At 74.5% G+C, this 13,667-nt stretch carries 12 protein-coding genes; 1 reads left to right on the top strand and 11 read right to left on the bottom strand.

The features are described from left to right. Positions 1 to 113: 113 nt before the first annotated feature. Complete coding sequence (locus tag DQ240_RS14830) at positions 114 to 764, bottom strand: TetR/AcrR family transcriptional regulator (protein ID WP_113840388.1); 651 nt, start codon at positions 762 to 764, stop codon at positions 114 to 116. Between the two features lie 36 nt (positions 765 to 800). Beyond that, positions 801 to 2,288, bottom strand: a complete 1,488-nt coding sequence (locus tag DQ240_RS14825; RefSeq protein WP_199589329.1) for a fatty acid--CoA ligase family protein — start codon at positions 2,286 to 2,288, stop codon at positions 801 to 803. A gap of 101 nt (positions 2,289 to 2,389) precedes the next feature. Here DQ240_RS14825 and DQ240_RS14820 point away from each other — a divergent pair, with 101 nt between their 5' ends. Continuing rightward, positions 2,390 to 3,061 carry a PadR family transcriptional regulator gene (locus DQ240_RS14820; RefSeq protein ID WP_113840387.1) on the top strand — a complete coding sequence of 224 codons (672 nt, stop codon included), beginning with the start codon at positions 2,390 to 2,392 and terminating at the stop codon, positions 3,059 to 3,061. Here the strand turns inward: DQ240_RS14820 and DQ240_RS14815 are convergent. The 9 genes from DQ240_RS14815 to DQ240_RS14775 all read right to left on the bottom strand — a co-directional run bounded on the left by DQ240_RS14815 (position 3,058) and on the right by DQ240_RS14775 (position 13,649). Then, positions 3,058 to 3,387, bottom strand: a complete 330-nt coding sequence (locus DQ240_RS14815; RefSeq protein ID WP_113840386.1) for a hypothetical protein — start codon at positions 3,385 to 3,387, stop codon at positions 3,058 to 3,060. The two genes, DQ240_RS14820 and DQ240_RS14815, sit on opposite strands and share 4 nt — an antisense overlap. Positions 3,388 to 3,398: 11 nt before the next feature. Beyond that, positions 3,399 to 5,702: a CoA transferase gene (locus DQ240_RS14810; RefSeq protein ID WP_113840385.1), complete on the bottom strand. Its 2,304-nt coding sequence runs from the start codon at positions 5,700 to 5,702 to the stop codon at positions 3,399 to 3,401. Next, positions 5,699 to 7,024 carry an amidohydrolase family protein gene (locus DQ240_RS14805; protein ID WP_113840384.1) on the bottom strand — a complete coding sequence of 442 codons (1,326 nt, stop codon included), beginning with the start codon at positions 7,022 to 7,024 and terminating at the stop codon, positions 5,699 to 5,701. The genes DQ240_RS14810 and DQ240_RS14805 overlap by 4 nt, the downstream gene beginning before the upstream one ends. Continuing rightward, entirely contained in the window at positions 7,021 to 7,467 is a 447-nt protein-coding gene (locus DQ240_RS14800; RefSeq protein WP_113840383.1) for a Zn-ribbon domain-containing OB-fold protein, read from the bottom strand. Before DQ240_RS14800 ends, DQ240_RS14805 begins: the two co-directional genes overlap by 4 nt. Further along, positions 7,464 to 8,627: a thiolase family protein gene (locus tag DQ240_RS14795; protein ID WP_113840382.1), complete on the bottom strand. Its 1,164-nt coding sequence runs from the start codon at positions 8,625 to 8,627 to the stop codon at positions 7,464 to 7,466. Before DQ240_RS14795 ends, DQ240_RS14800 begins: the two co-directional genes overlap by 4 nt. A gap of 138 nt (positions 8,628 to 8,765) precedes the next feature. Further along, the gene (locus DQ240_RS14790; protein WP_113840381.1) at positions 8,766 to 10,283 is read right to left on the bottom strand and encodes a GMC family oxidoreductase; all 1,518 of its coding nucleotides are present in this window, start codon (positions 10,281 to 10,283) and stop codon (positions 8,766 to 8,768) included. 77 nt (positions 10,284 to 10,360) lie between these two features. Next, positions 10,361 to 11,671, bottom strand: a complete 1,311-nt coding sequence (locus DQ240_RS14785; RefSeq protein ID WP_113840380.1) for a TIGR03619 family F420-dependent LLM class oxidoreductase — start codon at positions 11,669 to 11,671, stop codon at positions 10,361 to 10,363. Between the two features lie 33 nt (positions 11,672 to 11,704). Then, positions 11,705 to 12,505, bottom strand: a complete 801-nt coding sequence (locus DQ240_RS14780) for an enoyl-CoA hydratase/isomerase family protein (RefSeq protein ID WP_113840379.1) — start codon at positions 12,503 to 12,505, stop codon at positions 11,705 to 11,707. A gap of 28 nt (positions 12,506 to 12,533) precedes the next feature. Then, positions 12,534 to 13,649 (bottom strand): acyl-CoA dehydrogenase family protein, encoded by a 1,116-nt coding sequence (locus tag DQ240_RS14775; protein ID WP_113840378.1) that lies wholly within the window; start codon positions 13,647 to 13,649, stop codon positions 12,534 to 12,536. Positions 13,650 to 13,667: the final 18 nt, after the last annotated feature.

Genomic DNA, 13,667 nt, shown 5'->3' with positions numbered 1-13,667 from the left:
GACCTGGGTCACAGCATTGAACAGGCCTTCAGCCGTGTCAACGGCTAAAGGCGTAATGATTGAAGAGCGATTCGACGAGGGTCCACGCACCCTTCCTCGGGGGTGTCCGGGGGCTAGCGCGGAGCGGCGAACGCGTCGCGCACGAAGGCGCGGAACTCCTCGTCGTCGGCGACCACCGAGGTGCCGAGCAGCGCCGGGTCCATGCCGTGGTGGGCGGTGACCAGCCCCGACAGCAGGCGGACCAGCACCAGGGGCTCCCCGGCCCGGATCGTGCCCTGCCGCTGACCGCGGACGATCAGCTCGACGACGGGGGCGAGCGCCTCGTCGCGCCGCTCCGCGAAGATCCCGAGGGAGCGGGGGAACTCCTCCGAGCCACCGGGGGCCACCATGCGGGCCGACAGCCGGCCGAAGCCGGGGTGCTGCCGGTGGAAGCCGATGACGACGTCCACCCACTCGACCAGGACGTCGATCGCCGGGGCGTCGCGCCCGACGCAGGCGCGGGTGAGCTCCGTCAGACGCCCACCGCGACGGCGGAGCACCTCGGCGAAGAGGTCCTCCTTGTTCGCGAAGAACAGGTAGACCGCCCCGACGGAGAACCCGCAGCGCTGGGCGACCTGCTGGAGGCTCGCGCCGCGGTACCCCCGGGCGCCGAACAGCTCCTCGGCGGTGTCGAGCACCTGGTCCCGGCTGGCCTCGATCCGCGGCCTCCGCTGGACCGGTCGCGGGCCGTCGTCGGCGACGCCGTCCGGGAGGGGCCTGCCCATGCGGCCAGGATCGCACGCGGTCCCCGCCGCGTCCGGTCAGCCCGCGGCGAGCGCCCGGACCCCCTCCACGCTGACCTTGAGCGAACCGGTGCGCGGGAGGCGGTCGACGACCCGGACCCGCGCCGGGACGGCGTAGGCGGGCAGCCGGTCGCGGACGAACTGCTTGAGCTCGTCCTCGGTCGGCGGCTCGGCGCCGGCCACGAGCTCGACGGCGGCGAAGGGCACCTCCCCCAGCCGCTCGTCCGGCGCGCCGACGACCCCGGCGTCCTGCACGGCGGGGTGCTCGACGAGCGCGGAGACCACCGACTCGGGGAGCACCTTGAAGCCGCCGCGGTTGATGGCGCCGTCGGCCCGTCCGTGCAGGTAGAAGAAGTCGTCGTCGTCCCGCGAGGCGACGTCGTTGGTCCGGATCCACTCCGGCCCGAGCATCTCCACCTGCGCCTCGAGGATCCCCCGCTCCCCCGTCGGCACCTCCTCGCCGGTGGCCGGGTCGACGATGCGCACCCGCACGCCGGGGTACGGCCTGCCCGAGCTGGCCCGCTTGGTCGCGCCGTACTGCTGGTAGAGGTCCCAGGTCCAGGTCAGCACGCCACCGGCGAACTCGGTGGCGCCGTAGGACCACAGCACGGGGATGCCGTACTCCTCCTCGAAGCGCTGCTTCAGCTCCGGCTCCAGCGGCCCGGCCCCGCCCATGTAGAGCTGGACCGAGGCCAGGTCCTCCCGTGGCACGCGCGCCCCGAGGAGCATGCGGACGACCGCCGGCGGCCCACCCAGCGACTTCAGCTGCCAGCGCTTGACGTTGGCCACCAGCTCCTCGACGGAGAACTTCTCCAGCAGCACCGCCCGCCCTCCGGCGTACGGCACCGCGATCAGGCTGCACACACCGCTGATCCCGCCGAACGGAGCGAACACCACCGTCGGCGTCGGCTCCCCGGCCGGCTTGGCCATCAGCGCGCTCTGCGCCGCCCTCTCCAGCACCGCCATCCGGATGGAGATCCGCTTGGGCGGCCCGGTGGTCCCGCTGGTGAGCACCTGCACCGACGGCTCCGGGGGCGGCTCGGCGAACGGTCCCGGGCCGAGCACGTCCAGACCCTCGACCACGGTGACCCGGTCGCCGTCCAGGGAGAGGGAGAGGCCCACCGTGCCGCAGCGCCGGGCGGCCTCGACCACGGGCGCCGTCCAGTCCTCGCGGTCGGCGACGAGCACCGCGGGCCGCAGCCGGTCGACGTCGCGGGCCATCGCCTCCGGGGACTGGAAGGCGTAGACGAGCGCGAAGGAACGGGCCGCCCCGACCAGCCCGATCATGGCGGCCGCGTGCGGGACCCGGTTGCGGACGACGACGGCGACGGGTGCGTCGGCGGCCACCCCCGCGGCGCCCGCGAGCTCCTCGATCCGCGCGGCGATCGCGACGAGGTCCTCGCCGGTGTACCAGCGACCCTCGAACTCGATCACCGGGTCGGCGCCGTAGGCGGCCAGCCGTTCCCGGATGAGGGTGCTGAAGTCGGTGGCCGTGCTGCTGCCCACGCGGAGACCTCCTCGTCGCCTTGTGAGGGCAATCTAGCCAATGATGGTGAAGATGGGCAGTGCCCGACGACGCCGTTCGCCCGCAGTCCTACGCTGGCGGGATGGTCGAGCCGTCGTCCACCGCGGACGCCCCCGGCGAGGGGCTGCCCACCACCGCGTACACGGTGCTGGGCATCCTCGCGACGCTGGACGAGGAGCTGACGGCGGCGGAGATCAAGAAGCGCTGCGACTACACGCTGCGCTGGTTCTACTGGTCCCCGGCGGTCAGCCACATCCGCCGCGAGCTCTTCCGGCTGCGGGATCTCGGGCTGGTGACCGAGCGCGAGGTGCCGCTGGGCCGGTCGCGCCGCAGCGTCGTCTACCGGGCGACCGCACGGGGCGAGGAGCTGGTCCGCCGCTGGGCCGCCGCGCCGGCGGTGGACGAGCCGGTCGTGCTCAAGGACCCGGCGCTGCTGCGGGTGTACTTCGGCCACTTCACCGAGCCGCACGAGCTGGTCGCCGTGCTCGACGGCCGGCTGGCCCAGCTTGAGGAGCAGATCGCCGACCTGGTGTGGAGCCGGCGGCGGATGCAGGAGCTCGGACTCGACGCCGAACCCGAGCTGCGGCACCGGCTGGCGCTGGGCGAGTACCTGCTCCGGGCGGCGCACGCCGAGCAGGGCAACGTCCGCCAGCTGCGCGACCGGATCGCCGACGCCGACCCCGAGCGCCCTGGGCTGCAGGTCAGCCGCCCCCGCGGCGAGCTCCGTCGCCGGCCGGCGGGGCCCCCGTCCTAGTTCTCGTCCGAGACGACGCCCAGGTAGGTGCCGTAGGCGGCCATCGACCGGCCGCCGTGCACGTACCTGGCGAGCAGCCGGCTGCGGCCGCCCACCGCGGCGTCGGCCTCCTGGAGGTCGAACCGGACGTGCACCGACCGGGAGTCGGCCGGGTCGGTGAACTCGATGGTCACCGCGACCGTGCCGCGCTCCTCGTCGGGAAGCACCTCCGTGATCCGGTGCCGGGAGGTGATCTCCAGGAAGGTCTGCGAGCCGGCCAGCTCGACGGTGACCGGGGCGCACAGCTCGCCCGGCCGCGGCGGCACGCACAGCGTGATCGGGACCATCGGGGTGCTCCTCACAGTCCGGCCGGCCGGGCGCCGAGGACGCCGGCGTCGGTCAGCCGGGCCAGCTCCGCGGCGTCCAGTCCCAGTTCCCCGCCGAGCACCTCGTCGTTGTGCTGTCCGAGCGTCGGTGCGGCCGCGGGGATCCACGGCTCGGGCAGGCCGGCGAACCGGAAGGGCATCCCGGTGGTGCGGAAGGTGCCCAGCACCGGGTGCTCGACCTCCTCCCAGAACCCGCGCGCAGCCAGCTGCCGATCGGCGACCAGGTCGACCGGCGCGGCCACCCGGGCGGAGGCCACCCCGGCCGCCCGCAGCGCCGACTCCGCCGCGTGGACGTCGCACCGGGCGGCCCAGCCGGACAGGGCACCGTCCAGCTCGTCGGCGGCCGCCCGCCGCCCGGCCTCGGTGGCGAGGTCGGGACGGCCGGCGAGGTCCGGGCGGTCCAGGACGCCCGCCAGCCGCGTCCACGCGTCGTCGTCCAGGACGGCGACGGCGACCCACTCGTCGTCCCCGGCGCACCGGTACACCCCCTGGGGTGCCGCTCCCGGGCCGCGGTTGCCGTCGCGCCGCGGTTCGGCCCCGAGCTGGGCCGCCAGGAACGCCTCGGCGGCGACGGTCAGCGCGGTCTCCACCATCGTCGACTCCACCTGCATCCCATCGCCCGTCGCGTCGCGGACCTCGAGCGCGACGATCGCGGCGAAGGCGGCGTGCAGCCCGGCGAGCGGGTCGCAGACCCCGCGCGGGATGAGCGGGAGGCCGTCGGCGCGGCCGGTCATCCACGCCATCCCGCTGGCCTGCTCCATGGTCTGGGCGAAGCCGACCCGGTCCCGCCAGGGGCCGTCCAGGCCGAACGCGGGCATCCGCACGACGACGACACGGGGGTTGGCCGCCCGCAGGTCGTCGTACTCCAGGCCCAGGTTCCCCATCACCCGCGGGGAGAAGTTCTCCATGACCAGGTCGGCGCCGGCGACCAGCCGCAGCGCCAGCTCGCGGGCCTCGGGCCGGCCGAGCTCCAGGGTCACGCCGCGCTTGCCGCTGTTGGAGGCCTGGAACAGGTGGCCGGTCTCCCACCACAGGTCCTCGGTGGCCGGGCGGGCGCCGGAGAAGCGCATGCCGTCGGGCCGCTGCAGCCCCTCGACCTTGACCACGTCGGCGCCGAGCGCGGCCAGGGTGTGCGTGCCGGCCGGACCGGCCCAGAACGCGGTGAGGTCGACGACCCGCAGCCCGGCGAGCGGCCGCTGGACCGGGGCGTCGCCGGCTGCGGGCCGGGAGCGTGCCGGCCAGTCCACGACCGAGGCACCCGCCGCGGGCACCTCGCCCGGCGGCACGGTCGCGAACGCCGCGCTGCGGTAGGGCACCCGCGGCTGGAGCAGCCCCTCGCGGTTGCGCACGAACACGCCGCGCTCCCGGAAGTGGTCGATGTCGGCGACCGTCGCCGGGGTGCCGATCGGCGCCACCGGGATCCGCAGCACCGAGGCGAAGTCGACGATCTCCGCCGTCGTCCGCTCGGCCGCCCACGCCTCGACCATCGCGAGGAACTCGTGCCGGCGCGCGACGCGGGAGGCGAAGGAGGCCAGCTCCGGGTCGCCGATCAGCTCCGGGTGCCCGATCAGCACGAGGAAGTCGGCGAACTGCTGGGCGGTGACGGTGCAGAAGCCGACCAGCCCGTCGGCGGTCGGCACGATGCTGGGCAGCTCGAGCATCCGCGGCGCCGGGGCCAGGTCGGGATCCAGCAGCTGTGCCTGGACGGCGCCGAGCCCGCCCATCGTCACGACCATCGCCTCGAACTGGGCGACGTCGACGACGTCCCCGGCGCCGGTCCGCCGGGACCGCCGCAGCGCCGCGGCCCCGGCGACCGCGCCGTAGACGCCGGCCACCCAGTCCCCGATCCGCCCGCCGGCCTGCAGCGGCTCCTCCCCCGGCCAGCCGCGGGTGCCGATGGAGCCGCACATCGCCTGCAGCACGAACTCGTTCACCGGCAGGTCGGCGTACGGGCCGGTCGTCCCGAACGGCGTCACCGAGACGACGGTCGCCGCCGGGTGCCGGCGGAGGTCGGCCCCTCCGTGTGACCCGTCGGTGACCACCAGGTCGACGTCGGCGAGCAGCTGCGCCGTCCCCGGACCGTCGGTGACCGAGCGCTTGCCGGTGGCCACGAAGCCGAACAGCGGGCCGCGCCCGCGCAGCGGGGAGCCGCCGTCGGGCTCGACGAGCACGACGTCGGCGCCCGCGTCCGCGAACAGCTTCCCGCAGTAGGCCGCGGGTACCCCGGCGGAGAACTCGACGACGCGGACGCCGGTCAGCGGGACGGGCGCGCTCACCTGCCGGCGGCGGCCTTCGCGGCCGCCTCCGCGGCGGCCTTGGCGGCCTGGCCGACCTGGGTCATCCGGCCCCACGCCTCGAGGTCGCGCTCGCTGGCCTCGCGGCCGACCCGGGTGACGACGTCGACGTCGGTGGCCTGGCTGCGCAGGTACCCGGCGGTCGCCTGCTCCTTCGGCACGTACCGGAACGGGTCGAAGGAGTAGGCCGCCATGGCGTTCCGGTGCGTGATCTTGTCGATCTGCTCGTCGGTCAGGAAGCCCATGGTCTCCATGACGTCCTCGGGCGCGAACGGCCAGTTGGTGTCCGAGTGCGGGTAGTCCGACTCCCAGCACAGGGCGTCCTCGTTGAACCAGTCGAGCAGCCGGACGCCGACCTTGTCGCTGATGAAGCACGTGTAGAAGTGCTTGCGGAAGACGTCGGCCGGGCCGTCGTAGCCGGGCGGGAACTCGTGCTTGGTCCAGCCGGAGTGCCGGTTGTGCACGTGCTCGGCGCGCCAGAGGAAGTACGGGATCCAGCCGACGTCGCCCTCGGTGAGCGAGAACTTGAGGTCCGGGAAGTCCTTGTAGAACCCGGCCCACAGCATCTCGACCAGCGTGAACATGCTCATCATCGACGACGCGGCCATGCCGACGCTCGGGGGCGCGTCGTGGGAGACCGCGGGCGTCCGCGAGGACGACCCGACGTGGGTGCACAGCACCGTGTTCGTCTCCTGGGCCGCGGCGAACAGCGGGTACCAGTAGTCGGTGTGGATGCTGGCCATGTTCAGCGCCTGCGGGTTCTCCGAGAACGTCACCGCGTGGCAGCCCTTGTCGGCCAGCCGCCGGACCTCCTCCGCCGCGAGGTCCACGTCGAACAGCGGGAGGATGCCGCAGGGGATGAACCGGCCCGGGTAGGCGCCGCACCACTCGTCGACGTGCCAGTCGTTGTAGGCCTTGATCATCACGAGGTTGAGGTCGCGGTCGGGGCCCTGGTTGAGCACCTGGCCGGAGAAGCCCGTCCAGTTGGGGAAGTTCAGCCCGGCGAGCTGCCCGCCGGCGTTCATGTCGCGCACCCGCTCGTCGACGTTGAAGCAGCCCGGCCGCATCTCGTCGTAGCGCAGGACGTCGACGTTGAACATCTCCCGCGGCTTGCCGGCGACGGCGTTGAGGCCGAGGTTGCGACCCTTCAGCTCGCCGTAGAACCACTGCTGGGTGCCGTCCTCCTGCTGGACGACCCGCGGCGCGCGGTCCTTGTACTTCGCCGGGACGTGCGCGTCGAACATGTCCGCGGGCTCGGAGATGTGGTCGTCGACGCTGATGAGGATCAGGTCGTCCTTGTTCACGGCAGGGTCTCCTCGGGGGATGCGGGTGCGGGTGCGAAGTACGGGAGCGTGGGGCCGTCGGCGGTCGCCACGAAGCGGACGGCCACCGGCATCCCGGCGGTGATGTCCTCGGGGGCGACGTCGACGAGGTTCGTCAGCAGCTGGAAGCCCTCGGCCACGTCGACGATCGCCGGCGCGTAGGGGACGGCGGCGAAGGCGGCCGTCGCCGGCCGGTGGACGACGGTCCAGCTGTAGACCGTGCCGGTGCCCGCGCTGACCTCCCACGCGAGGTCGGCGGAGAGGCACTCGCGGCAGGTCTCCACCGGCGGGGAGGTGACCGCCGCGCAGGCGCGGCAGCGCTGGTACCGGAGCTCTCCGGAGGCGCAGCCGGCCCAGAAGGGCGCGCTCGCCCCGGTGGGCTCGGCGTGCGGGAGGGGCCCGGACTGGGGCTGGAGGCGGGTCACGGGACCTCCGTCCCGAGCAGGACGACCGTGGTGAACAGGGCGCCGGCGCCACCGCCGCTGCACAGGGCGACGCGGGCGTCGGGCACCTGGTTGGGCCCGGCGTCGCCGCGCAGCTGCTGCACGCCCCGGACCACCCGCTGGAACATCTGCGGCGCCGCGCCGGCGTGGCTGAAGGCCATCGTGCCGCCGTCGGTGGTGACCGGCGTGCGCCCGGTGAGCCCGATGTGCCCGTCGTCGACGTAGGGGCCGCCCTCGCCGGGCCCGCAGAAGCCGAAGGCCTCGAGCTGGCGGATCACCTCGAAGGAGAACGGGTCGTAGAGCTCGAGGACGTCGACGTCGGCCCGGTCCAGCCCCGCCTGCGCGAACGCCCGGCCCACCGCCCGCTCGCCGATCCGGCCCAGCACCGGCCCGCCGCGGCGGCCGGCGAGGTCCCAGGCCGGCGGGTGCCGGTACGCCGGGCCGGCGTGGTCCGAGCCCGAGCCGAGGACGTGCACCGGCGTGGACGCGGTGTCGGCCGCCCGGTCGGTCGCCGCGATGACCAGCGCGCAGCCGCCCTCGCTGGTCATCGAGCAGTCGAGCAGGTGGAAGGGGTCGGCGACCATGCGGGAGGCCAGCACGTCCTCGACCGTGACCGGGCCGCGCCCGGCGTAGACCGCGCCCGGGGTGGTCGAGCCGTTCGTGCGGATGGTGGCCGCCACCCGCGCCAGCTGCTCGGGCGTGGTGCCGTAGGTGATCATGTGCCGGCGCGCGACGAGCGCGAACTCCGCGGCGGTGAACAGCCCGAAGGGGACGACGAACTCGTTCTCCGGGCGGGTCCACGGCGCGGTGGCCGACCGGTCGGTGTACGCCCCTGCCTCGGCCGCGACGACGAGGACGACGTCGGCCTCCCCCGCCTCGACGGCGTGCACCGCCTCGGTCACCGCCTGGATGCCGAACTGCCGGCCCAGCCAGGCCGGGCCCAGCCGGAGGTCGTAGAGGAGTGCGGCGGCGGTCGCGTCCCCGCTGATCCCGTCGACGTCGTCCAGGGTCAGGCCCGCGTCGTCGAGCGCGGCGAGCGCGGCGCCGACGGCCAGGCCGCGGGACGTCGCGCCCTCGAGGCGGCGGGCCTGGGCGGTGTTGGCGACGCCGACGATCGCGGCCCGGCGGCTCGATCCCGGCATGCGCGACCCCTCAGCGACGAGTGACCCAGCTCTCCGCCGGACGGGACTATTAGAACGAGGTTCAGTCGCCCGGTCAAGGACGTCACAGGCTCATCACGCCGGAGAAGCCCGCCGGATACGGGTCGGAAGACTGAACTATTAGTCCGACGACCGGAGCAGGGAGTCGGCGATCCGCTCGCCGATCATGATGCAGGTCAGGTTGGTCGGGGAGCTGACCTGCAGCGGCATGAGCGAGGCGTCGGCGATCCGCAGCCCCCGGACACCGAACACCCGGCCCTCCTGGTCGGTGACGACCTCGGGTCCGGGTTCGGCACCCATCCGCGCCGTCCCCACGGGGTGGAAGCCGCTGCCGCAGGTGGCCCGGGCGTGGGCGAGGAGGGCGGCGTCGTCGTCGATGATCGCGGCGAGCACCGGCGAGACCTCCTTGACCAGCGGCCCCAGGTGCGCCCCGTGCAGCGCCCGGTAGGCGACGCGGGCGCCGGCGACGACGTCGGCCTGGTCCTGCGGGTGGCTGAGGAACCGCATGTCGATCCGGGGCTGGACCCGGGGGTCACGGGAGGCCAGCGCGACCTCGCCGCGGGAGTGCGGGCGGCCCAGCGCCGCGGAGATCGCGATGACCGGGTCGGAGGACGGGTCGCCGTAGAAGGAGCCCAGCGCCTGCGGGCTGTAGAGCGCGAGCAGGGCGAAGACCCACGGCTCGTCCTCGCTGCGGGAGTAGAAGGCGAAGTAGTTGTCCGGGTCCTGCTCGATGCCGGGGCGGGCGACCGCGGTGACGAAGACGCCGGTGTGGTCCTGGAGGTTCTGCCCGACACCGGGGGCGTCGAGGACGACCGGGACGTCCAGCCCGCGCAGCGCGTCGGCCGGCCCGATGCCCGAGCGGAGCAGGATCGGCGGGGTGGCCACGGCGCCGGCGGCGAGCGTCACGCGCGCCCCCTCGAAGCGCTCGGTGCCCTCGTCGGTGACGGCCTCGACGCCCACCACCCGGTCGCCGTCGAGCAGCAGCCGGTCGACGAGCACGCCGGAGCGGATGGTCAGGTTGGCCCGGTCCCGGGCGGGCTCGAGGTAGGCCGAGGCGGTCGACCAGCGGATGCCGTCCCGGACGTTGTGCGCGGTCGGGCCGGCGCCGACCATCCGGTGGTCGTTGTGGTCCTCGGTGACGCGGTGGCCGTGCGCGGCCATCTCCTCGGCGAACGCGCTGGTGATGGGCTGCCAGGTCTCGCGCGGCTGGCGGCGGATGGGGATCGGCCCGTCGGTGCCGTGCACGGCCGGGTCGCCGCCGGGATCGGCCTCCAGCCGCCGGAAGTACGGCAGGCAGGCCTCCAGGCTCCAGTCCGGCGCCCCGGCCTGCACCCACCGGTCGAGGTCGCCGGGGGTCGGGCGCATGGCGACGGCGGCGTTGACGGCGGTCGACCCGCCGAGGGTCATGCCGCGCGGGTAGGGCAGCACGCGGTCGCCGGTCATGGTCGCCGTCCAGCCCCAGTCGGCGCCGGTGAAGGTGACGAACGGATCGCGCAGCGCCTCGGGGAGCGCCTCCACGGACCCGAAGTCGGGACCGGCCTCCAGCAGCAGCACCGAGCGGGTGCCGTCCTCGCTCAACCGGGCGGCGACCACCGCTCCCCCGGCTCCCGAACCGACCACGATCTCGTCGTACGACACAGCACGTCCCCTCGACGCTGAAGGTCAATCATTACCAGTACAGGGTCCCGCGGCGGTGACCCGTACCGCAAGGGGGCTCAGGAGTGCCGCGACCGCCGGGCCCGGATCCGCCAGCCGTCGGCGGCGCGGACCAGCTCGTCGGTGTAGCGCCCGCTGACGACGGTCGGGACGGCGTCCCCGTCCCGGTACAGGTCGTTGCGCTTGGCCGCGGTGCAGGTGGCCGTGTCGCCGTCCACCGTCACCGCGACGTCGACGACCCGGTGGACGGTCCGGACGACCTCGGCGTGCGACCCCCGCATGAAGGCGATCAGCGCGGCGAGGCCGTCGATGCGCTCGTGCCCGGGGTACTCGGCGACGACGTCGGCGGCGAACACCCGGTCCAGCCGGTCGAACTCCCGCCGGTCGAGCGCGTCGGCGTAGGCGGCGTACAGGCCGGCGACCGCACGGGCGTCGGCGTCGGTGCACGGCGGCGGCGCCGGCACGGCGGTGCGCGCCAGCACCCGCTCCCCCACCTCCGCCAGCCGGTCGGTGACCTCGGCGACCGAGCTGCCGCGCACGCCGAGGGACAGCCAGGTGACGCCGATGTCGGCCAGCCGCTGGACGCTCTCCAGGTAGCGCTCCGGCTCGGCGAGCGGATCGGCGTCGGTCACCATGTAGAGGACGTCGGCCGGGGCCAGCCGGCCGAGCTGCTCACGCTCCTCCTGCAGCTCGCGGATCCACCCGGCGAGCTGGTCGAGCGACTCCAGCTGTGCGGTCTTCCGCCGCTGCACCTGGGCGGGGTTCGTCGGCACCGGCGCCCAGCCCTCGGCCAGCGCGGCCACCCGCCGGCGGGTGAGGCGGGAGTTGCCACCGATCCAGACCGGCGGCCGCGGGGTGGCCACGGGAGTCGGGCGGCTGACGGCGCCCGCGGCCGTGAAGTGCCGGCCCACCCGGTCCACGGGCTCGCCGGTCCAGGCCAGCCGCAGCACCTCCAGCGCCTCGTCGAACAGCGCGTTGCGCTCGGCGTAGTCGACGCCGAGCGCGGCGAACTCGCCCTCCAGGTAGCCGGTGCCGACGCCGAGGGTCAGCCGCCCGCCGGAGAGCCGGTCGAGCGTCGCCGTCGTCTTGGCCAGCAGGAACGGGTTCCGGTACGGCAGGACGGTGAGGAAGGTGAGCAGCCGCAGACCGGCGGTGGCCGTCGCCGCGACGGTCAGCGCGAGGAACGGGTCGACCGAGTCGTGCCCGGCGCCGTCCCGCCAGCTCTGCGGGGTCGCCGGGTGCTCGGGGAACCCGATCCCGGCGAAACCCGCCTCCTCGGCGGCCGCGGCGATCGCCCCCATGCCCTCGGCGGTGAGCAGCTCCGCCGGCGGGTCGAGCACGACGGTCGGATAGGTCAGCGAGAACCGCACGGTCGTCGTCCCCCCGGATCAGGACTCCGCCGATCAGCTCAAGGGCTCCCACGTCGGCTCGCGCTTCTCGACGAACGCCAGCGGGCCCTCGTTCTGGTCGGGGTGACCCCACACGCCGACCAGGTGCTGGGCGCCCACCCGGCAGGCGTCGGTCAGCCCGAGCTCCAGCGCCCCCCAGAGCGCCTTCTTGGTGGCGGCCATGGCGACCGGCGAGTTCCGGGCCACCTTCTCCGCCAGCTCCTGGGCGGCCTCGCGCAGCCGCTCCGGCGGGTCGACGATCTCGCTGATCAGCCCCAGCTCGTAGGCGCGCTGGGCGCTCATCCGCTCGTGCCGGCCCACCAGCGCCATCCGCATGACGGCCTCGAAGGGGATCTTCTTGGCCAGGCCGATGGCCTCGATCGCGGTGACCTGACCGACGCTGACGTGCGGGTCGAGGAACGTGGCGTTCGAGGCGGCGATGCAGATGTCGGCGTCGGCCACGAAGTGCAGGCCGCCCCCGGCCGCCGTCCCGTTGATCGCGGCGATGACCGGCTTGGCGACGTTCTGGTGCCAGGACGTGAAGTGGAGGTCGAAGTCCATCATGTCGTCGCGGTAGCGCTCCATGCCGATGCCGTCGCCGGCCACCTCGGACATGTCGGCCCCGGTCTGGAACGCCCGGCCGTTGCCGGTGTTCACGATGACCCGCACCGAGGGGTCGCGGTCGAGCTCCAGCCAGGCGTCGGCCAGCTCGTCGCGCATCGCGCTGTTCATCGCGTTGAGCTGGTCGGGCCGGTCGAAGATCAGCCAGCCGACGTGCCCCTCGTGCCGGATCTCGAGGTGCTCGTAGGAGGTCATGGGCGGGCCCCTTCTCTGGGATGCACGGTCAGTCGATCTCGGTGTCGAGGACGTCGGCCAGCGCGGCCACGTGGTCGCCCGGACCACCCAGCAGCTGGGCGCCGGCCCGCGCCCGCTTGAAGTAGAGGTGCGCATCGTGCTCCCAGGTGAAGCCGATGCCGCCGTGCAGCTGGATGTTCTGCGCGGAGATGAAGGTGTAGGCCTCGGTCGCCAGCAGAGCGGCCACCCGGCTGTCGCGGGCCAGGTCGCGGCCGGTCGAGCGGGCGGCGGCGTGGACGGCGGAGCGGGCGGACTCGATCTGCACCAGAGCGTCGGCCAGGCGCTGCTTGATCGCCTGGAACGAGCCGATCGGGCGGGCGAACTGGATCCGCTGCCCGGCGTACTCCACGACCATGTCCAGGCAGCGCTGGGCGCCCCCGACCTGCTCGGCGGCCAGCAGCAGCCGGGCGACGTCGGAGGCGGCGGCCACCGCGCCCGAGGCGTCCCCGCCCACCCGGGTCGCGGGCACGCCGTCGAGGGTCAGCCGGGCCATCCGTCGGGTGAGGTCCAGGGTCACCAGCGCGGTGCGCTCCAGCCCCGCGGCGTCCGGCTCGACCGCGAAGACCCCGAGCTCGCCCTCGGCCGACCGGGCGACGACGAGCAGCAGCCCGGCGGTGGCGCCGTCCACCACGAGCTCCTTGCCGCCGGTGAGCGCCCAGCCGCCGCCCTCGGGCTCGGCCCGGCAGGTGACGGCATCCGGCGACCACCGGCCGTCGGACTCGGCCAGGGCGACGGTCGCGGTCAGCTCGCCGGAGGCGATCGGCGGGCCGTACCGGGCGAGGGCCCCGGCGTCGCCCAGCGCGACGAGCAGCGGGACGGCGAGGGCGGCGGTGGCGAACAGCGGGCCGGGGACCAGCGCGCGGCCGGCCTCCTCGAAGGCGACGGCGGCCTCGACCGTCGTCAGCCCGCTCCCGCCGTGCTCCTCGGCCAGCAGCAGGCCGGGGAGCTCCAGCTGACCGGCCAGCACCGCCCAGGTACGGGGGTCGGGGTCGGCGAAGAGCGCCGCCCGCACCTGCTCGGAGCCGCTGAGCGTGGTCAGTGCGGCGCGGATGCTCGCGCCGAACTCGGCCAGCTCGGCGAGCGAGGTCTGCGGGGTCTGGGTCATCGGGCGTCCCTCCCGGCG

The organism is Blastococcus sp. TF02A-26, assembly GCF_003319125.1.
In the GTDB taxonomy this organism is placed as follows: Bacteria; Actinomycetota; Actinomycetes; order Mycobacteriales; family Geodermatophilaceae; genus Trujillonella.
Note: the sequence above shows the minus strand (reverse complement) of the source record. Positions and strands in the feature narration are given on the sequence as shown.

What these genes read in the sequence shown, in the direction of transcription:
- DQ240_RS14830 (WP_113840388.1), bottom strand. Translation starts at nt 764, where the DNA reads ATGGGCAGGCCCCTCCCGGACGGCGTCGCCGACGACGGCCCGCGACCG.
- DQ240_RS14820 (WP_113840387.1), top strand. Translation starts at nt 2,390, where the DNA reads ATGGTCGAGCCGTCGTCCACCGCGGACGCCCCCGGCGAGGGGCTGCCC.
- DQ240_RS14815 (WP_113840386.1), bottom strand. Translation starts at nt 3,387, where the DNA reads ATGGTCCCGATCACGCTGTGCGTGCCGCCGCGGCCGGGCGAGCTGTGC.
- DQ240_RS14795 (WP_113840382.1), bottom strand. Translation starts at nt 8,627, where the DNA reads ATGCCGGGATCGAGCCGCCGGGCCGCGATCGTCGGCGTCGCCAACACC.
- DQ240_RS14780 (WP_113840379.1), bottom strand. Translation starts at nt 12,505, where the DNA reads ATGACCTCCTACGAGCACCTCGAGATCCGGCACGAGGGGCACGTCGGC.
- DQ240_RS14775 (WP_113840378.1), bottom strand. Translation starts at nt 13,649, where the DNA reads ATGACCCAGACCCCGCAGACCTCGCTCGCCGAGCTGGCCGAGTTCGGC.